The following is a 19803-nucleotide window of genomic DNA, read 5'->3' on the forward strand; positions in this document are numbered from 1 at the left end:
TGACTTGAAATTAATAAAGATAATTGTATAATAGGAAAAAAGTTCTATTATAATCTATAAATATAATAGAAGTATAAAGCACCTGTTAATTTAAGTTGAAGGAACAGAACCGCGCTCATCTATAGCATCAATTCCACTTTCTACCTCATTTACAGAATCATCATAGCAGACATACTCAAATCTACAAAGTTATATATATGTCATATTACATTACACAATAAATCTAAATTTAGCTATAATCAATTAATAAACGTAAATTCCATGTCATGTTTTATCTAAAAACCGGATATTTTACAGAGAAAATTCGCCTTACAATCTAGATGTTTAGATCTATAAAAACAGGCCTATATACCCCGTCACGAAACATTTAAACTACATTTTTAATAAAAGTATGAAAAAATTATTGACGTTAGTAATATTTACACGTATTATTACAATAACTTATTCGGAATTGAAAATGTAGGTCTGTCTTACATTTATTGACCTTTGGTATAAAAATTCCTACATTTTTCACATTTCGACCCCATAGACTTAGCAATAAGCTGTAAGACCATCGAATGATCATTTTAGCTCCATTCCACAACTAGAGAAGTCCGCATCTTATGAGACTTGCCATCATAAATTAAACATTATTCACCTATACACTTCGCTCTAACATTATACAAACTAGCATTTTCGCTCTATTTCTTTCATCACACAACAGTGCATCATGATTAAATGTACTCACCTCTGTAATTATTCATGGATAAATATTCATACATAATTATCCTGATAATTTATAAGCAAGAAGCATTATAGAATTTTACGAGGAGGATTTTCATGAGAAAGAGATTTTCGCTAATGCTTGTGATCATGCTCATGCTGGTAACTGTGCTGGCAGCATGCTCCGGCGGATCAACAGCTGAAGAACCAGCGACGGGGGAAACACCTGCAGAAACAACGGAACCGGCAGAGACAACAGAAGAGCCGGCAGAAGAACCAGCAGCAGAAGATGCTACGCAAAACGATGGTCTGTTTGAAGCGACAGACATGTCCGCGAATCCAGGGACAGCAACAAGCCGTACTGACACTCTGATTGTAGGGATTACATCTCCTGCAGGTATTTTTAATCCTATCTTTGCAAGTACAACCTACGATATTTGGGTAAATGATCTTATTTTTGAATCCTTCCAAAGTATCAATGCTGATGGAACCTACTCTCCTCGACTTGCAGAAAGCATCGAGGTTAGCGAAGACGGTTTGCAATATACCTTCAAGCTGAAGCCGGATCTGAAATACACGAACGGTTCTCCAGTAACCGTAAACGACTATTACTTGGCTCTTAAAATGTACCATGACAGCAGCTATGATGGTCAATCCGATCCACTTTCTTGGAAAATTAAAGGTGGACAGGAGTATTATGATGGTACAGCCGATGAAATTTCGGGTGTAACCATTGTTGATGATCATACTGTCGAAGTTGAAGTTACGGAAGCAACAGCTTTGACACAAGTATATTTGGCAGGAGTTCCGTTCATCCCTTCTGATTACTATGGTGAACCTTATACCCAAGGCAACCTGGATGGGGTTAAAGCACTGAATGACAAGCCAATTGGCTCTGGTCAATATGTAATGAAATCCTTTGCGCCAGGCCAAGAAGTTGTATTTGAAGCAAATCCAGATTATCACCTGGGAGCTCCAAAAATTAAAAATGTAATTTACAAAACGACTACAGACGAAACAAGACTTGCGATGCTGGAGTCCGGTGAAATTGATATGGATATGCTCACAGTAGATGAAGATAATGTTGAAATGGCTCAGCTCCTTGGATTCTTGGATCTGAACATCTTCCCTACTAACGGATATGGATATATCGGTATGAATCATACAAGTCCGAAATTCTCGGATGTAAAAGTCCGTCAAGCATTGGTATATGGCCTCAACCGTGCTGAGATTGTAGAAGCGGTATACGGTAAATTTGCCGATGTTATCAATATTCCACAATCCAAGCAATCTTGGGCTTACACAGAAGAGGGAATTGAAGCCTATGCGTTTGACACGGAAAAGGCAAAATCACTTCTAGATGAAGCAGGCTGGACTGTAGGTAAAGACGGAATACGTGAGAAAGACGGTGAGAAATTCACAATCGATTTCTCTGCTACAGCGGATAACGTTGTAGTAGATGCACTTCTTCCAATTCTAACAGCAAACTATGAAGAGCTTGGCATTGAAGTGGTAGCTGAAGTGCTTGATTTCAACGCTATCACTGAAAAAGCACAAGCAGGCAACTTCGAGATGTTCTTCATGGCATGGGGCTTGACTCCAGATCCTGATACAACCGTATATACTACGGATGGTGCACAGAACCGTCTTGGTTACTCTCACCCAGCTTATGACGAGCTGGCTGCACAAGGTAAGGCAGAACTTGATCTCGAGAAACGTAAAGAAATTTACGCTAAGGCATATCAAGAGCTTAATGCAACAATTCCGGATATCTTGATGTACCAAAGACGTGACGGCTGGGCAATCAATGGCCGCATCAACGGACTAGAAATTACACCTTACAAAGACTTTACTATTGATCTGTACAAAGCCGAAATCGGAGAATAATTAAATCAGCATGATGATAAGCTCAGCTCTGGCAAGGGCTGGGCTTATCTACTTTTCTAACCGGGAGGAATATTATGAAGCAGTACATTATCCGGAGGCTGCTGCAAATGATTCCGACGATGATCGGAATCACCATTATCTTGTTTGCCATAACAGCATTGGTGCCTGGAGATTTTATCACATCACAGCAAAATCCGCAGATGACGGAAGAAAGAGCGGCTCAGCTGCGAGCAATATATGGTCTGGATAAACCCCCTGTAGAACGGTATTTCACATGGGTAGGTAATATGATTACAGGTAACATGGGTGAATCGCTTCAGCATAAGCGGGCTGTTACTGATGTTATCGGAGATTATGTGTGGAATTCCTTTATTATTGCATTCTTTAGTATGATCTTAAGCTGGATTATTGCCGTATTTACCGGTGTATTCTCTGCGAAATTTCAATATTCATTCTTTGACAAGATCGTAACTTTGTTCGTGTTCCTATGTATGTCGCTTCCTTCCTTCTTCATTGGACTCGTATTAATTAAGTTTCTTTCTGTTGATCTGGGGTGGTTCCCTGTAGGGGGAATGAGTTCAGCTGGAGCGTCTAATATGTCAATTTGGGCATATTTCTTAGATGTTCTAAATCATAGCTTCCTGCCAATACTCGTGTTGACAATGCTGAGTACAGGAACGCTGACTCGATATTTCAGAACAAGCATGCTGGAGGTTATTCGGCAGGACTATGTTCGTACGGCCCGTGCTAAAGGCCTGAAAGAGAGAACCGTTATCTTCAAGCATGCGCTTCGTAATGCCATGCTTCCTGCCATTACATTAATGGGATTTGAACTTCCGAGCTTATTTGGAGGAGCCATTATCCTTGAAAAAATATTCGTATGGCCTGGTGTTGGACAAGTGTATATGGAGTCAATAAGCATGCGGGATTATCCATTTATGCTTGGTTTCACAGTCTTCATCTCGGCACTAACCTTAATAGGTACACTGCTGTCGGATGTGCTCTATGGAACTGCAGATCCTAGAATAAGGTTAAAGTAGGAGGAGATTACATTGGCGATTGAGGCTGCACCCCTTAAGTCGAATACTCAAGTTCCAGTTAAGCGGCCAGATTCTCCGTGGCGTATATCGTTACGTCGATTTACTCGCAACCGGCTCGCGGTAATGGGACTTTTCATTTTAGTATTTATGGTATTGTTCTGTGTGTTTGGTCCGATGATGTCCCCGTATAACTTGACAGACTATTCTGTAGCGAACAAGAACCAGCCGCCGAATGCACAGCACTGGCTCGGTACGGATAAGCTCGGCCGGGATATACTGCTTCGAATTATGTTGTCCGGCAGAATATCGTTATTGGTAGGATTTGTAGCCACCTTTGTTGCCGTTCTGCTCGGATCTGTACTCGGTGCCTTGGCAGGGTTCTATAGAAGATTTGTAGATACGATCATTATGCGTGTTGCTGAAATCTTCATGGCGATTCCCTCGTTACCATTGTTGATCATTATGGGTGCGATTTTGTCCGATTTGAAGGTTCATCCGGATAATCGAGTTTACTTCCTTATCCTGATTATGGGTGTGATGGGATGGACAACTCTATCAAGATTGGTACGAGGCCAGATTCTATCTCTGCGTGAGCAAGAATTTATGCAGGCAACAGAGGCGCTCGGACTTCGGGATGGACGTAAAATATTCCGACATTTAATTCCGAATACAGTCCCGATCATTATCGTATCCTCTACATTGCTTGTAGCAAGCATGATCTTAAGTGAATCTGCACTGAGTTACCTGGGACTGGGCGTTGTGCCTCCTACTCCATCTTGGGGCAATATGATATCGGATGCCAACAGTCTGATTGAGTTTCGTAAAAGACCTTGGGTCTGGATTCCACCAGGGGTATGTATCTTGGTAACTGTAATTGGAATTAACTTAATCGGTGACGGGCTTCGTGATGCGCTCGATCCTAAAATGAAAAAGTAGGGAGATGCGAACATGGCAAAAGAACTTGTAGAATTTCGCAACTTAAAAACGCATTTTCATACATCCTCCGGGATCGTCAAAGCCGTAGATGACGTCAGCTTTACTATACGAGAAGGCGAGACCGTATGTGTCGTTGGTGAATCAGGCTGTGGTAAGAGCGTGACGGCGATGTCACTTATGCGCTTACTGGAGGTTCCCTCGGCTGGAGGCGAGATCTTATTCGAAGGCAGAGATATATTGAAACTGAGTAATAATGAAATGCGCAAGCTTCGCGGCAATGAAATATCGATTATATTCCAGGAGCCGATGTCTTCCTTGAACCCCGTTCTCACGATTGGGGAGCAAATCAGTGAACCGCTCATGCTGCACCAGCTGCTGGATAAGAAGGAAGCACGCAAGAGAGCCATTGAGCTGATCAGCCTCGTCGGGATTCCGCGTCCGGAGGTCATCGTGGACTCCTACCCTCATGAGCTGAGTGGAGGGATGCGGCAGCGGATTATGATTGCGATTGCCCTAAGCTGTAATCCTAAGCTGCTGATCGCCGATGAGCCGACAACAGCACTTGATGTAACAATACAGGCACAGATTCTCGATCTGATGCGGGATATTAAAGAGAAGTTCAATACTTCGATCATGCTCATTACACATGACCTTGGCGTTGTTGCCGAGATGGCAGATTACGTTGTCGTTATGTATGCCGGTAAAGTCATCGAGGAAGCTTCCGTATATGAGCTGTTCAGAGAACCAAAGCACCCTTATACCAAAGGATTACTTAAAGCAAAACCAATTATTAACCAACGACAGGAGCGTCTCTATTCCATACCAGGTCAGGTACCTAACCCCGTGGATTTGGAGAACAACTGTCACTTCCATGATCGCTGTGAATTCTGTATGAGTATTTGCCGTGAGAAGGAGCCGCCGCTTCAAAAGGATGAGCAAGGACATAAAGTGGCTTGCTGGCTGTACGAGGAGGAGGCGAAGGTAAGATGACAGAAGCAACGAGTGCGACAATGGCGGAAGCAAGACCAAGTAGTGTAGCAGAACCGCTTATGGAGGTCAAAAACCTCAAGAAGTATTTTCCGATCACAGGTGGTGTATTCCAGCGCCATGTCGGGGATGTAAGAGCGGTAGATGATGTATCATTTACGATCTATAAAGGCGAATCCTTTGGACTAGTCGGCGAGTCTGGCTGCGGCAAGAGTACGATCGGCAGAACCATACTTCGTCTATTGGAGAAAACAGATGGAAGTGTTCTTTTTAAAGGTCAGGATGTCCATAAGCTGTCTAAACAGCAGCTGAGAAGCATTCGTCCGCAAATGCAGATTGTATTCCAAGATCCATTCAGCTCACTGAATCCACGGATTAAAGTCGGAGAAGCGATTGGTGAGGCACTGCTGGATCACAAGCTTATCCCGAAAAAAGAGCTGCGGGAGCGTGTAGAAGAAATTCTTCGCATCTGCGGACTGTCGAGCTATCATTACGATCGCTTCCCACATGAGTTCTCAGGCGGACAGCGTCAGCGGATTGGCATAGCGCGTGCGCTCATCCTTAATCCTGACTTCATCGTGGCGGACGAGCCTGTATCCGCACTGGACGTATCGATTCAGGCCCAAATCATTAACCTGCTGAGCGATCTGCAGGCAGAGAAGCAGCTCACTTATTTGTTCATATCCCATGATCTTAGTGTTGTCGAGCATCTGTGCAATCGGATCGGAGTAATGTATCTGGGTTCGATGGTCGAAATGGCAAGCAAGGATGAACTATTCCAGAATCCACTACATCCTTATACCAAAGCACTGCTGTCTGCTGTTCCAATTCCAGACCCGACGATCAAACGGGAAAGAATTGTGCTGAAAGGCGATATCCCAAGCCCGGCGAATCCGCCTTCAGGCTGCAAGTTCCATACTCGCTGCCCGCTCGCTTCGGATATTTGCAAGCAGGATATTCCAGAGTATCGCAACATGGGGAATGACCACTATGTCGCTTGTCATTTCGCATAAATCACGTCAAAAGTGTGGATTTGGGGTCCTGCTTACGTACGGATAATATCATATGTTGGATTGTTGGAGCATCATTTCCATATGCCTAGGGGCTAAGGGAGATGATGCTCTTTTCTATTTTCAAATGTATGTGAATAGAAATAGGAGCTATTTTTGAAGGAGTAAAAAATTGGAATAAAAAATCAAGAAAAAAATTTAAAAAAATGCAGACAAAATTGTCATTTCCTACGTCTATATATATAGAAGTGTTTAATTAGTTATATAGATTGAATTGAAGAACTATCCGTAACTACTTGATGTGAGCCTTACGGCTTAAAACAGGAGTCTTGAGATCAATCTATCTAGTAGAAGTAAATCAAGTTTCGGGCATATCGAATGCGGCATATTTTGAGAAGAATGGAGGACAAGCTATATGAAAAAATGGATCCTGCGAATTAGTGTAATGGTAATTATTCTAGCGCTGTTTGTTATTATCATCAGACCAGGAATCTTAGTAGGCAAGCCTGCCATTCAATCAAATGCTGCATTGGTGATGGACGTAAATACAGGAGAAGTCATTATGAATATGAACGGTGATGTTCCACTGCCAACAGGAAGTATCACCAAATTAATGACCCAGCTGATTATTATGGATGAACTCTCAGCAGGACATATTTCCTGGACTGATGCAGTTGAAATCAGCCAAAATGCAAGTGAAGTACAAGGGCAGCAGGTGGCGCTTGCCCTTGGCGATCAGTTTACGGTAAGAGAATTGCTTGAGGTCGTATCAGTATATTCCGCGAATGATGCGATTGTAGCTCTTGCTGAGCACGCCTTGGGAACAGAGGAAGTATTCATCGACAGAATGAACGACAAAGCGAAGGAATTAGGACTCTCGGTTCATACGATTTATAATAATGTGACAGGAAACACTTCCTTATCAGGTGGCCCTAAAGAAAATTATATGACTGCAAATGATATCGCCGTATTATCGGCACACCTCATTCAAGAGCATCCGGAAATCCTGAAGATGGCAAGCCGTCCGCAAGTCGAATTAAAGGGTAAAGGACTCTACATGAGCAATACCAACTGGATGCTGGAGGAGATCAGTGGACCTTACTCCTATGAAGGAGTAGACGGTCTCAGAACAGGTTATACCGAGGAAGCCGGATATTGTTATGCAGGTACGGCGGAGCAGAACGGCAAGCGGCTTGTTGCTGTCGTGCTTGGTGCCGAATCACAGGAACAACGATTCAACGAAGCAACAGATCTGTTAAACTACGGATACTCACACGCATACACAACAGGAGAATGGCATAAGAAGTGGGCAATGGCACTTCGGCTGGCCGTCGAACGAACAATATAACATTTTTGAACGATATCCGAACCAAGGACAGAAGGACCGTCGCTACAATAGTATAGGCATGAGTAAGGAAGAGCAGGAGAGACACCTCGCTCTTTTTTTTATATATGTTTAAATTTGAATCATTTTCATAATACCTTTAGCTGCTTATATCAAGGGTATATATAGTTTGAAATTTACCTAATTTAATGATTTATAAAATTGATTCATTCACATCATTTTTTCTTTACTTTTGGATTTATAGGGGTATGATAATAATTGACTCTTGGGTTAATTATGGACAGTGAGTTATAATCCTAGGTTTCGGAGGGATATGGATGAAAAAGCAATTACAATGGCCGCTCATTATCTTTGCGGTCGGTGTATTTATGGCGGCATTGGATAATGGCATTATTACTTCCTCTTTAACAACACTGAACGCCTCATTCGGTGTATCGCCGAACTGGGGAGCATGGACAATTACATTGTACACACTAGGCCTGGCAATAAGCGTACCGATAGCAGGCAAGCTGTCGGATCGATACGGGCGGAAGAAGCTGTTTATGATTGAAGTTGCTTTATTTGGGCTTGGATCTTTGCTCGTCGCGTTGAGCCCGAATTTCACCCTCTTCCTGGCTGCAAGGATTATACAGGCCTTAGGTGGTGGCGGAATATTTATTATTGCTAGCTCTTATGTGCTCAGTACCTTCCCTAAAGAAAAACAAGGAGGGGCGCTAGGGATGCTTGGTGCGATGAATGGAGTAGCTGCCGTACTGGGGCCCAATGTGGGCTCTCTGCTGCTTCAGCTTACGGGCAATTGGCATTGGCTGTTTCTCATTAATGTACCGATAGCGATTCTTCTACTGCTTCTTGGCTACAAGTTCATTCATGAGGAGCAGGAGCTGAGTACAGCGAAGATGGATTGGATCGGTGTCAGTTTTCTCTCCTTAGGGGTGCTCGGCGTCATGTTCAGCTTCACCAATCTTGAGGGAGTCAGTATACTCAGCAGCATGGGTGAGCCTGGATTTTATGGATATTTAGCTGGCGGGCTGATCATGCTGATTCTATTTTATTATTGGGAAAAAAGAATGGAGCTCCAGGGAGCAAGTCCTGTGATTTCAACCCAAATGCTTCGAGTGCCGGCCTTTTTATGGACCCTGCTCATTGCCTTTTTTTCGGGTGCGATTCTGGCGTCTGTTATTTTCATTCCGGGATTCGTGGAGCAGTATCTTGGGGTATCCAGCACGGCATCCGGGTATTGGTTTACTCCGCTCGCACTTGCTGCTGGTGCCGGCTCCGTGCTTGGCGGGATGTATGTAGATCGGAAAGGGCCTATCTGGACACTAACTGTAGCCGGTTTAATAAGTGCGTTTGGATTTCTTCTCTTTGCGCTATGGGTCGACAGCTTATGGGAAATGGTTATTTCAAGCTTGTTTGTCGGGCTTGGATTTAGTGTGATGCTGGGAGCGCCGGTCAATGTGCTCATTACCGAGGATGCCAAGGACTCAGAACGCGGCATTGCGCTTGCAACCAGTTCATTGTTCCGGCAAATGGCGATGGCAATCGCACCCACCGTATTCGCGGGCTTTCTCGCTCGTTCCTTCTCAGGCTTTGGTGGCAACATAGAGGCGAGTTTTGCAGAAGAGGGAATTCAGGCAGATCCCGCTGTAATGCAGCAATATATGGGGGAAACGCAGATGGCTACAACTGATGTCAATTCCATTCGTGAAGCCTTCGCTTCAATTCCGGATGCCTCCGTCACGGATGCCTTAACACAGGCACTTGAACTGACCGTGAACCAAGGATATAGTCGATTATTTTGGTCGGCTCTGATCTTCAGTCTCCTTACGGCAGCAGCAACACTAGTGACAGGCAAAATTCGCAGCAAGAAGCGAAGTCAAAGGGACCAGAGCACACAGATATCGAATCTATAAGGAACGTTAAAATCGTAAGAGAAGAGGCCCTTTCCTCGGAAAGGGCTTCTTCTTCGACTAAATATGACAATTTGCAGCATGCCTAACTTCTGATTATTATGGTAATATAGCAAAATGTACAAGTTGCAGGATGAAAAATAATAGGCCATCATAATAGAGAGACTTTTACTAAGGCGAAGCATGCCTGATTATACTGTTATGACGTTGCTTTCACATAAGACGAATCTACAAATCCAATAGAGAAGGAATGAACTATGAGATCTAGAAGCAGAAACAGGTATCGTAGAAAGAGGAGAGGAAGAGGCTTACTCATCACCCTCCTGACTCTTGTCGTTATAGTCGCGGTCGCTTATCCGTTCCGTCAACAGATTGCTTTAGCCGCTTTTGATCTATTCTTATCAGGCACGGTAGAGAACCAGCTTGAAAAATCATATAAACCATCTGGAAGCGCCAGCGCTGAACCTGTTGTATATCAGAATGAGCCTTTCTCTGTATTGCTGTTAGGTACGGATGCAAGACCGTATGAGAAGACTCGAGGCCGCTCAGATACCGTCATTTACGCAGTGGTTCGCCCTCAGGAATCCCGGGTTCTGCTCGTCTCCATTCCCCGCGATACTTATGTGGAGATTGTTGGACATGATGCGGATGAGGACGGCATGAATGATTACGACAAGCTTACCCATGCTTTTGCCTTTGGTGAAGAGGATATGTCGATCAACACGGTTGAGAAATTCCTCGGATATGAGGTAAATAATTACGCGACAGTTAACTTTATGGCCATACAGAAGGTTGTGGATGCCATTGGCGGCGTAGAGCTCCCGATTACAGAAGATATCGTTAATAAAAATCCGAATCATGTGCAATTTACAATCGAAGGCGGTAAACCGGTCTACAGCGGTGAAGAGGCATTATACTATATCCGTTACCGCGAAGACAGCGATTTTAAACGTGCAGAAAGACAGCAGATCTTCTTGAATGCTGTAGCAAACCGCATGCTGAACGTGAGTCAAATTTCCAAAATTCCAGAGCTGTTTGATATTATGGGAGATAACTTCCAGACCGACCTTCATCCTACATCAATTATTAACCTCGCCAAGCAGGTGCTTACACAAGGAAACCCGGAAATTTTAAGTTTCACAATGATGGGTGAAGGGGTAAGAAAGGATGACGGTATATTCTATACCGAAGTTGACGAGAAATACTATGAGTATTCGAAAGAAATGATTGCGAACTGGCTTGATCCGAGTACAACGGAAGAAACGCTGCTCAAACCGGAAGATTTTAATAAAGAAGACGAAACCGAGAGCAATGTTACAGAGAACAACGAAACTGCATCTTCTCAGTCCCAATAAATAGATGTACGACAATCAGCACTAACGACATTCTTTTAGTCGGGTGCTGATTTTGTTGTCTTATATGAATATAATGGAATAAGAAGTTGTTCTCATAATTGTGTGTAAAGAGGAGGAATAACTCGATATGAATATTGCTTTTTTCTTGCTTCCCAAACAGGAGGTGGCGACAGTAACCTCGGATGCAACGCTCAGACAAACACTTGAAAGAATGGAATATCACAGATTTACAGCAGTACCGATTCTCAGCAAGGATGGTAAATACGAAGGCACGGTGACAGAAGGCGATCTGCTGTGGCATATGAAGAATTCCAGAGGAGAGATTACATTTGAAAACGCTTCAAAATATGTGCTGAAGGATGTACCCTTGCGCTTACATATCAAGCCTGTATCCATTGATGCCAATATGGAGGATTTGATTAAGCTGGCGAAGGTTCAGAACTTCGTTCCTGTCGTGGATGATATGCAGCGGTTCATCGGTATCGTGAGACGGAGCCAGATCATTGAGTATTGTGAAGATGTCATGTCCAGAGGTTCAGTGAAAGATGTGAATTTATAACTTGCAGGCATATTCATAAGAGAATGACTACATCCTATAAGTTATAGGACCGCAGGTCGCCTTTTTATGGGTATTCCCTTATGCTATAATGGAGAATAAAGCATTTTACGGGAGTGTGACGAGCATGAGCATGCCAAAAGAACTAGATGTCGCAAAGCGCGCAAAAGTGATTGAATGGCTGAAAACCGAAGTGCTGGATCAAGTGTCACGATTGTTCAAGGCTTTATGGGAAGGCAGCAACGCTCGAATAAGTGATAGCCTTGCGAGTCTCATCATGAGTAGTTATATTCTTGGACGGAGGCTCGGCATATCGTTTAGAGATATGGATGACCTGCTCGTTGAGAAGCTTAGGAACCACAAGAAGGAAGGTCACCAGCTTGAGGACTGGTACCAGGACATTTCCGCTCTCGAAGACCATATGCGTAAGAGGTGAACATTTTGAAATTCCGCTGGAAAACAGCTGTGTGGAGTCTTATCTATCTGCTTCTATTATTATCTCTGTTAACTCCTTTAACAGTGATTAGTGTGTTTCTGATTATTTTGCCAGGGGTTATACTTTATACCTCATTAAATTTGAAGTCATTCTTAGTACACGTTATACCTGTACTCTTGATTGGGCTAATCATAAGTCCGATTTATTTAATTTTCGGGATATTTTTCTTAATTCCAGCAATTGTTATCGGGCATTGTTATAAGAAGCAAAAGCCTGCGTTAAACACCTTGGTGCTTGGCACAGGTACAATTCTAGCTGAATTTTTGCTGCTGCTTCTGATCAGCACAACCTTGTTTCAAATTGATTTCTCTGAATATATTCGTGAAACGATTGAGTTTACGATGACTCCGGTAACTGAATCGGGTGGTAACAACGCCTTGACGAATGGATTGGTTATGGATGAAGAAATGGCGGAGGCGGTAAGCAGCGCCACTGTTCAGATGATTCCTTTTGCGCTTATCGTTACTTCACTGGTGATGGCTTCTCTAACCCATGTTATTGCCCGTCCTATTCTTGGCCGCATGGGAGTTCGGGTGAACCAGCTTAAGCCAATACGTGAGTGGAGATTACCGAGGTCATTGATATGGTACTATTTCTTGGGGATTATTCTTCAGCTGGTAGCTAGCAATACAGAAAATAGCTTTCTGACGATGATTGCACTTAACTTTTCACCGCTGATTAATTTCTGCTTCATGATTCAAGCCATCGGATTTTTCTTTTTTGCTGCACACGCGAGAGCATGGCATCCGGTCATTCCATATCTGCTCGCTGTAGCCACGTTTCTGATTGGACCCATGCGGATTATCGGAATCATAGACCTTGCCTTCCCGCTCCGTGAAGCCATTTCGAAACCAAAACGATAGGATGAACCATGATGCCTAAATTTCTGTTAAAGCGTTGGCACGGTTATCAGACCGTCTGGGCGTTTGCTTTATTATTAATACTGGATGCATTTCTGGTTGCTTATAACTGGCCGCTGGGTCTGGTTTGCTTCGTTCTTATCGCTCTGCTCGGATATATCATGGTCAAGAAAGAGTTCGTATTTCGAAGAGAACTGGTCGATTACATGGGCAGTCTGAATCTTCGTATCAAAAGAGTTGAAGGCGAAGTGTCTGCGAGCATCCCGCTTGGAATCGTGCTGTATAGTGAGGATCGTTCAATTGAATGGCATAATCCTTATGTATCCAGAATGTTTGAAGAGAAGACGCTGATCGGGAGTGAGCTGACTTCTTTTTTTCCGCAGCTTCCCTTCAAGCAGAAGGATAAGAAGGAAGGCAACAAGGAGAGTGCTCATGGGAGCGCTCATGAAATCAGATTTGAGTATCAGACACTAGATCGGGTCTATGAGCTGTTTCATTATCCGGAAGAACGACTCATTTACATTTATGAAATAACAGAGCTCGCCACCTTGCGAGAGAAATACGAGAATGAAAAAATTGCACTGGGCATCATTATGCTCGATAATCTGGATGAAGCCTCTCAGGGGATGGATGATCAGCAGCGTACGGCACTCATTGCCCGTGTTGCCAGTGAAATCACAGCCTGGGCTAAGGATTATCATATCTACTTAAGAAGATTATCGTCCGAACGATATCTGATGGTGCTTCATTATAGCTCGCTTCAGCAGCTGGAGATGAGCAGATTTGTCATATTGGACAATATTCGGGAGATGACGGCCGATCTGAAAGTACCGATGACGCTGAGCGTCGGACTCGCATTCGGATCAGAGAATATAAGAGAGCTGGGTGAGCTGGCTCAGTCATCCCTTGATATGGCGCTTGGCCGGGGCGGTGATCAGGCCGCGGTGAAGGCAGGACAACGGCTTTCTTTTTACGGCGGCAAGACCAATGCGGTTGAGAAGAGAACCCGGGTCAGAGCCAGAGTGATTGCTCATGCCCTGCGTGATTTGATGCAGGAGAGCGATCGTGTCTTCATTATGGGGCACAAAATGCCAGATATGGATGCGATCGGCGCTTCCATTGGACTATGGAAAGCTGCTAATCTATACCATGTAGAGTGCTATATTGTGCTTGATTCTTCGAACCCATCCATTGATCGTTTAATGGAGCAGGTGAAGAAGGATGAGCAGCTGATGCAGGCGTTTATTCTGCCTGAGGAAGCGATGCAGATGATGACTGAGCATAGCTTACTCGTTGTGGTGGATACACATAAGGCATCCATGACGATTGAGCCGAAGCTTGTGGACTCCATTTCCAGGGTTGTTGTGGTAGATCATCACCGCAGAGGTGAGGAATTTATCAACGATGCTGTGCTGATTTATCTGGAGCCGTATGCATCTTCTGCAGCAGAACTTGTTACAGAGCTGCTGCAGTATATTCATGACAAGCTGCAGCTCACACCACTCGAGGCGACGGCATTACTGGCCGGAATTACCGTGGATACGAAGCATTTTGCCATGCACACCGGATCAAGAACGTTTGAGGCGGCCGGATATTTACGTAGAAACGGTGCGGATTCCATGCTGGTTCAGCGGCTGCTGAAGGAAGATTTACAGGAATATATTGCGAAAGCAGAGATCATAAAACATGCTAAAATGATGTATGGGCATATTGCGGTCGCTGTGACGGAGCCCGGACAGGTGATTCCGCAGCTTCTTATTGCACAGGTAGCCGACTCGCTGCTCAACATGACGGATGTCGTTGCTTCATTTGTCGTCAGTGAACGGCCGGATGGCGTGATTGGCATTAGTGCCCGTTCACTCGGCAAGATGAATGTACAGGTTGTCATGGAACGCTTGGGAGGCGGAGGTCATTTGACCAATGCTGCCGTACAGCTGGAAATGTCAATTGGGGAAGCAGAAGAAAAACTGCTGGAAGTATTGGCTGAAATCGAGAAGGAAGAGGGGTTGTTCGAATGAAAGTCATTTTTATAAAAGATGTAAAAGGTCAAGGGAAAAAAGGTCAAGTTAAAGAGGTATCCGAAGGGTATGCTTCTAACTTTTTGCTGCCAAGAGGTTTAGCACGTGCGGCTACCGATGGCAATATGAAAACACTAGAGAACCAGAACGCGGCTGAAGAGAAGCGCAAGCAGCAGGAGAAGGACGACGCGGTAGCACTCGGCAAGAAGCTGGAAGAGGCAACAACCGTGCTGAAGGCAAAAGCAGGGGAAGGCGGACGCCTATTCGGAGCGATTACGAGCAAGCAGATTGCAGAAGCACTAGCAGGGCAAGGCTTCAAAGTGGATAAACGCAAAATTGAACTGGACGAGCCGATCCGTAACTTGGGAGTGACTCAGGTTCCGGTTAAGCTCCACCCTGATGTCAAAGCTACGCTCAAGGTCCAAGTAACGGAGGAATAAGATGGGCGGGGAGATTTATTTTGATCGTGTTCCGCCGCAAAACCTGGAAGCAGAGCAAGCGGTTCTAGGTGCAATTCTTATTCAATCGGAAGCACTCATCACTTCGATGGAGCGAGTGACGACCGATGACTTCTATGACAAGCCGCATCAGCTGATCTATGAAGCGATGATTGAGCTTGGAGAAGGCAATCAGCCCATTGATCTCATTACACTGACCTCCCTCTTGCAGGATAAAGGACAGCTGGATGAGATCGGTGGTGTAACCTATTTGGCCAAGCTGGCACATGCGGTGCCGACAGCAGCCAATGTCGATTACTATGCGCAGATTATCGAGGAAAAATCGATGCTGCGCAGACTTATTCGTACAGCGACCCAGATCGTCAGCGAAGGGTATGCAGGAGGCGAAGACGTATCCGGCATGCTCAGCGATGCTGAGCGTCGCATTCTGGAGATTTCGAACCGGCGCTCAAGCAGCGGGTTTATCGCCATCCGTGATGTCGTCATGGAGGTCTTTGAGAAGGTAGAGTCGCTGTATCAGAACAAGGGCAATACGACAGGCATCCCTTCGGGCTTCGTAGATCTGGACAAGATGACAAGCGGATTCCAGCGCAATGACCTCATCATTGTCGCTGCCCGTCCTTCCGTAGGAAAGACGGCATTTGCGCTAAATATTGCTCAGAACGTAGCTGTTAGAGCGAACGAGACCGTAGCCATCTTCAGTCTTGAGATGTCCGCAGCACAGCTTGTACAGCGTATGATCTGTGCTGAAGCCAATCTTGATGCGGGTGTGATGCGGAACGGGGAGTTCAAGAGTGATGACGACTGGTCCAAGCTGACCATGGGCATCGCCGCCCTGTCAGAAGCAGAAATTTATATTGATGATACACCAGGCATTACTGTGGCTGATATTCGTGCAAAATGCCGCAGACTGAAGAAGGAAAAAGGGCTGGGGATGATCGTAATTGACTATCTGCAGCTGATTCAAGGACGGGGCAAAGCCGGCGAGAACCGGCAGCAGGAAGTATCGGAAATCTCCCGTACACTTAAGCAGATTGCGCGGGAGCTGGATGTTCCGGTCATTGCACTATCACAGCTCAGCCGTGGCGTTGAGCAGCGCCAGGATAAGCGGCCGATGATGAGTGACCTGCGGGAATCCGGTTCAATCGAGCAGGATGCAGATATCGTAGCCTTCTTATACCGTGACGATTATTACAATCAGGAGACGGAGAAGAAGAATATTATCGAGATTATTATAGCCAAGCAGCGTAATGGTCCGGTGGGTACCGTTGAGCTGGTCTTCTTAAAGAACTTCAATAAATTCGTTAATTATGAACGTGTGCATACCGATGCCTTTGCCGGGTAACGATGCACATCCCTATCGATTAGACTTACTAATCCACTTCTCGTGTGCTGATAGCACCGGGCAGTGGATTTTGTCATTTTACGCCGTGTTGTTTGGCAAATCCCGAACGATAAATTTTACTTATAATTTAATGTTCGCTTTTTTATTTGACTTTGCTAGGAGCGACTGGTACACTTGAATTGCTGCTTTTTGTGGCAAACCTTACAGCAACAGTCATGTCCTGAGGGCATGGCGATTAAGGTAGGGCTTTTTGCCATGATATGAGGGCAGTTCGTTATCGTGTGAAATCTAAGACATTCTAGTGTCTGCGAGATCTGCAGTCATGAGGTGGCTGCAATATAATAATCGATGTTTAATGTATGTTTAAGTTCTTGTGTTAAGAAAATAAGGAGTGCAAAAGACACTTACGGGGGAATGAACATGTCAACAGTAGTCGTTGTGGGTACACAATGGGGAGACGAAGGCAAAGGCAAAATTACAGATTATCTTGCGGAAAGCGCCGATGTGGTGGCACGGTACCAGGGTGGTAACAATGCCGGTCATACCATTCTGATTGACGGTAAGAAATACAAGCTCAGCTTGATTCCATCCGGTGTTTTTTATGAGGATAAGAAGTGTGTCATCGGGAACGGCATGGTCGTAAATCCGGCCGCTCTCCTGGAAGAGATCAATTATATTCATGAGAATGGCTTCTCAACGAAGAACCTGGTGATCAGTGACCGTGCTCATGTCATTATGCCTTATCATATGGTGATGGATGCCCTTGAGGAAGATCGCAAGGGTCCGAACAAGATCGGAACGACACGTAAGGGAATCGGCCCTGCGTATATGGATAAAGCAGCACGTAACGGTATTCGCATTGCTGACCTGATGGATGCCGAGGAATTCGAATTAAAGCTTCGCCACATGGTCAAAGAGAAGAATCAAGTTATCGAGCAGGTATATGGTGCAGAGGCGCTGGATGTAGAAGAAATTTTGAAACAGTATCTAGAGTATGCGGAACTCATTCGTCCGTACGTGACGGATACCTCTGTTGTTCTTAACGATGCGATTGATGAAGACAAGAAGGTGCTCTTCGAAGGAGCACAAGGGGTTATGCTCGATATCGACCAAGGTACTTATCCATATGTAACATCCTCCAACCCATCGGCTGGCGGCGTATGTATCGGTTCCGGGGTTGGCCCGTCGAAGATTAGTCAAGTCATCGGGGTTGCGAAATCCTATACGACTCGTGTCGGTGATGGACCTTTCCCTACAGAGCTGAATAACGAAATAGGAGACTACATTCGTGAGAAAGGTCATGAGTATGGTACGGTAACTGGACGTGCCCGCCGTGTTGGTTGGTTCGATACCGTTGTTGTTCGCCATGCAAGACGTGTCAGCGGTATTACGGGATTGTCCCTGAACTCTCTCGATGTACTTACGGGTCTTGATACCGTCAAAATCTGTATTGGATACAAGTATCGTGGTGAGTTCATTACTCACTATCCGGCAAGCCTCAAAATGCTGGCTGAATGTGAAGCCGTATATGAAGAAATGCCAGGCTGGAGCGAGGACATTACCGGAGCGAAGACGCTTGAAGATCTGCCGGAAACCACTCGCAATTATGTGTATCGTGTATCGGAGCTGACAGGCATTCCAATAGCGATCTTCTCGGTTGGACGTAATCGTGAGCAAACGAATCAAGTATTGCCAATCTATGTTTAATCTATAGGAATCTGTAGATTGCTTCATAGTTATAACCAGAACCCCCGTCCTTTCTATTGTAGAAAGGACGGGGGTTTTTGGTATGTTTTCTAATATAGTACAATGCTGCTGTGAAAATATGAAATCGGACGGATAGAATAGGGAGAATTACGTCAATACTGAGGCTATAGCCTTCTTTGTTGATCTACTAGATTGCGAAGAGGGAGATAGATAGGAGGAGGCGTAAACATAATGAAATGGCTGAAATGGACGGGGCAGCTGCTGCTGACCGTCATCCTGGTGAGCACTCTGACCCTGCTGACAACAGGACTAATCGTGCAATCTTATATTTCTTCCCTGCTGGCTAGCTTTAATATTACATGGGATGGAGCGCCGAACAATCTCGCCGCAGTGTTCCAAGGTGCGCTGGGGATGAATACATCGGACACTTCCGAGAGCACAGGGATGAACCCTGATAGCAGTAACAGCGGGTCAGACCTGATTACGAATGGAACAGACCCAGAAGGAGATCAAGACGGTAATACAGATACAGGCAGTGAAACGAATCTTACAGACAAGACGGATATGGGTCAGGCTGATCCTAATGAGACCGATTCAACCAGCGGGGACGGAAGCGGCGGCGGGACAGACAATGAAGCGTCTAGCAGCGCAGATCATGAGGGCTCCAGTGAAGGGGGATCGCCGGACAGCTCGTCAGCGCCTCCTTCTTCCTCAAGCACAACAGAAGAAGGAGCCGAGGCAGGTACAGCTGAACCGGATGACCAGGTTGTCGTCACACCAGAGGACATTACAGATCAGAAGGACTCCATCTCCACCGAGGATAAGACTGCTGTATTTGAGCTGCTCATGAATAAAATCCCTGCCGATGAGATGCAGCAAATCTCCAGTACCATGGAAGACGGCTTAACGGAGACAGAGCTGCAGAACATGGAGCAAGTGATTGCAAAATATTTAACAGAGGAAGAATATAATGAGCTGATGGCCGTATTGACACCTTAAAGGAAAGTTCAGGAAACCCGTGCTTTGCGCGGGTTTTTGGTATGTTTTGGTGAGTTGATCTGGTCCTTCCGGCTGTGGTAAAGTAAACAAGTGAGCAAAAGGTTAAATTTTTGATACTATTTAGCAACCTTTTCTTCATATATCTAAGTAATCAAAGCGATAAGTGAGGACTGAACATTTAATCATATCGTT

Annotated in this window: 16 protein-coding genes; all 16 read left to right on the forward strand. The window is 44.9% G+C overall.

Annotated elements, in window-relative coordinates; translation table 11 throughout:
- The first annotated feature begins 819 nt into the window (after nucleotides 1-819).
- Nucleotides 820-2589: an ABC transporter substrate-binding protein gene (locus BM415_RS16350; protein WP_091159903.1), complete on the forward strand. Its 1770-nt coding sequence runs from the start codon at nucleotides 820-822 to the stop codon at nucleotides 2587-2589.
- A gap of 74 nt (nucleotides 2590-2663) precedes the next feature.
- Nucleotides 2664-3629: an ABC transporter permease gene (locus BM415_RS16355; RefSeq protein ID WP_091159904.1), complete on the forward strand. Its 966-nt coding sequence runs from the start codon at nucleotides 2664-2666 to the stop codon at nucleotides 3627-3629.
- A gap of 12 nt (nucleotides 3630-3641) precedes the next feature.
- Nucleotides 3642-4565, forward strand: coding sequence for an oligopeptide ABC transporter permease (opp4C, locus tag BM415_RS16360; RefSeq protein WP_091159906.1), 924 nt, complete (start codon nucleotides 3642-3644; stop codon nucleotides 4563-4565).
- 12 nt (nucleotides 4566-4577) lie between these two features.
- A complete protein-coding gene (locus BM415_RS16365; RefSeq protein ID WP_091159908.1) occupies nucleotides 4578-5555 on the forward strand; it encodes an ABC transporter ATP-binding protein in 978 nt (325 codons plus the stop codon).
- Nucleotides 5552-6565, forward strand: a complete 1014-nt coding sequence (locus tag BM415_RS16370; protein WP_280142876.1) for an ABC transporter ATP-binding protein — start codon at nucleotides 5552-5554, stop codon at nucleotides 6563-6565. Before BM415_RS16365 ends, BM415_RS16370 begins: the two co-directional genes overlap by 4 nt.
- A 412-nt stretch (nucleotides 6566-6977) precedes the next feature.
- Nucleotides 6978-7910: a D-alanyl-D-alanine carboxypeptidase family protein gene (locus BM415_RS16375; RefSeq protein ID WP_091159909.1), complete on the forward strand. Its 933-nt coding sequence runs from the start codon at nucleotides 6978-6980 to the stop codon at nucleotides 7908-7910.
- A gap of 314 nt (nucleotides 7911-8224) precedes the next feature.
- Complete coding sequence (locus BM415_RS16380) at nucleotides 8225-9820, forward strand: MFS transporter (RefSeq protein WP_091159911.1); 1596 nt, start codon at nucleotides 8225-8227, stop codon at nucleotides 9818-9820.
- Nucleotides 9821-10074: 254 nt separating this feature from the next.
- A complete protein-coding gene (locus tag BM415_RS16385) occupies nucleotides 10075-11172 on the forward strand; it encodes an LCP family protein (RefSeq protein WP_091159912.1) in 1098 nt (365 codons plus the stop codon).
- A 127-nt stretch (nucleotides 11173-11299) separates the two neighbouring features.
- Nucleotides 11300-11731: a CBS domain-containing protein gene (locus tag BM415_RS16390; protein ID WP_091159914.1), complete on the forward strand. Its 432-nt coding sequence runs from the start codon at nucleotides 11300-11302 to the stop codon at nucleotides 11729-11731.
- Between the two features lie 130 nt (nucleotides 11732-11861).
- Nucleotides 11862-12164: a MazG-like family protein gene (locus BM415_RS16395; protein WP_091160260.1), complete on the forward strand. Its 303-nt coding sequence runs from the start codon at nucleotides 11862-11864 to the stop codon at nucleotides 12162-12164.
- On the forward strand, nucleotides 12161-13087 hold the full coding sequence (locus BM415_RS16400) for a DUF2232 domain-containing protein (protein WP_244533476.1): 927 nt from the start codon (nucleotides 12161-12163) through the stop codon (nucleotides 13085-13087). The genes BM415_RS16395 and BM415_RS16400 overlap by 4 nt, the downstream gene beginning before the upstream one ends.
- 11 nt (nucleotides 13088-13098) lie before the next feature.
- Nucleotides 13099-15102, forward strand: a complete 2004-nt coding sequence (locus tag BM415_RS16405; protein ID WP_091159917.1) for a DHH family phosphoesterase — start codon at nucleotides 13099-13101, stop codon at nucleotides 15100-15102.
- Complete coding sequence (gene rplI, locus BM415_RS16410; RefSeq protein WP_091159919.1) at nucleotides 15099-15542, forward strand: 50S ribosomal protein L9; 444 nt, start codon at nucleotides 15099-15101, stop codon at nucleotides 15540-15542. The genes BM415_RS16405 and rplI overlap by 4 nt, the downstream gene beginning before the upstream one ends.
- Nucleotide 15543: 1 nt before the next feature.
- Complete coding sequence (gene dnaB, locus BM415_RS16415) at nucleotides 15544-16905, forward strand: replicative DNA helicase (protein WP_091159920.1); 1362 nt, start codon at nucleotides 15544-15546, stop codon at nucleotides 16903-16905.
- A gap of 420 nt (nucleotides 16906-17325) precedes the next feature.
- Nucleotides 17326-18612: an adenylosuccinate synthase gene (locus BM415_RS16420; protein WP_091159922.1), complete on the forward strand. Its 1287-nt coding sequence runs from the start codon at nucleotides 17326-17328 to the stop codon at nucleotides 18610-18612.
- A gap of 231 nt (nucleotides 18613-18843) precedes the next feature.
- The gene (locus BM415_RS16425) at nucleotides 18844-19611 is read left to right on the forward strand and encodes a hypothetical protein (RefSeq protein WP_091159923.1); all 768 of its coding nucleotides are present in this window, start codon (nucleotides 18844-18846) and stop codon (nucleotides 19609-19611) included.
- The last annotated feature ends 192 nt before the right edge of the window (nucleotides 19612-19803 follow it).

This window comes from Paenibacillus sp. 453mf (genome assembly GCF_900116105.1).
In the GTDB taxonomy this organism is placed as follows: Bacteria; Bacillota; Bacilli; order Paenibacillales; family Paenibacillaceae; genus Paenibacillus; species Paenibacillus provencensis.

Excerpts from the sequence above, each read along its gene's own strand:
- BM415_RS16425 (WP_091159923.1), top strand. The coding sequence starts at position 18,844 with ATGAAATGGCTGAAATGGACGGGGCAGCTGCTGCTGACCGTCATCCTG.
- BM415_RS16420 (WP_091159922.1), top strand. The coding sequence starts at position 17,326 with ATGTCAACAGTAGTCGTTGTGGGTACACAATGGGGAGACGAAGGCAAA.
- BM415_RS16390 (WP_091159914.1), top strand. The coding sequence starts at position 11,300 with ATGAATATTGCTTTTTTCTTGCTTCCCAAACAGGAGGTGGCGACAGTA.
- BM415_RS16375 (WP_091159909.1), top strand. The coding sequence starts at position 6,978 with ATGAAAAAATGGATCCTGCGAATTAGTGTAATGGTAATTATTCTAGCG.
- BM415_RS16365 (WP_091159908.1), top strand. The coding sequence starts at position 4,578 with ATGGCAAAAGAACTTGTAGAATTTCGCAACTTAAAAACGCATTTTCAT.
- BM415_RS16370 (WP_280142876.1), top strand. The coding sequence starts at position 5,552 with ATGACAGAAGCAACGAGTGCGACAATGGCGGAAGCAAGACCAAGTAGT.
- BM415_RS16380 (WP_091159911.1), top strand. The coding sequence starts at position 8,225 with ATGAAAAAGCAATTACAATGGCCGCTCATTATCTTTGCGGTCGGTGTA.
- BM415_RS16350 (WP_091159903.1), top strand. The coding sequence starts at position 820 with ATGAGAAAGAGATTTTCGCTAATGCTTGTGATCATGCTCATGCTGGTA.
- dnaB (WP_091159920.1), top strand. The coding sequence starts at position 15,544 with ATGGGCGGGGAGATTTATTTTGATCGTGTTCCGCCGCAAAACCTGGAA.
- BM415_RS16355 (WP_091159904.1), top strand. The coding sequence starts at position 2,664 with ATGAAGCAGTACATTATCCGGAGGCTGCTGCAAATGATTCCGACGATG.
- rplI (WP_091159919.1), top strand. The coding sequence starts at position 15,099 with ATGAAAGTCATTTTTATAAAAGATGTAAAAGGTCAAGGGAAAAAAGGT.
- BM415_RS16395 (WP_091160260.1), top strand. The coding sequence starts at position 11,862 with ATGCCAAAAGAACTAGATGTCGCAAAGCGCGCAAAAGTGATTGAATGG.
- BM415_RS16385 (WP_091159912.1), top strand. The coding sequence starts at position 10,075 with ATGAGATCTAGAAGCAGAAACAGGTATCGTAGAAAGAGGAGAGGAAGA.
- BM415_RS16405 (WP_091159917.1), top strand. The coding sequence starts at position 13,099 with ATGCCTAAATTTCTGTTAAAGCGTTGGCACGGTTATCAGACCGTCTGG.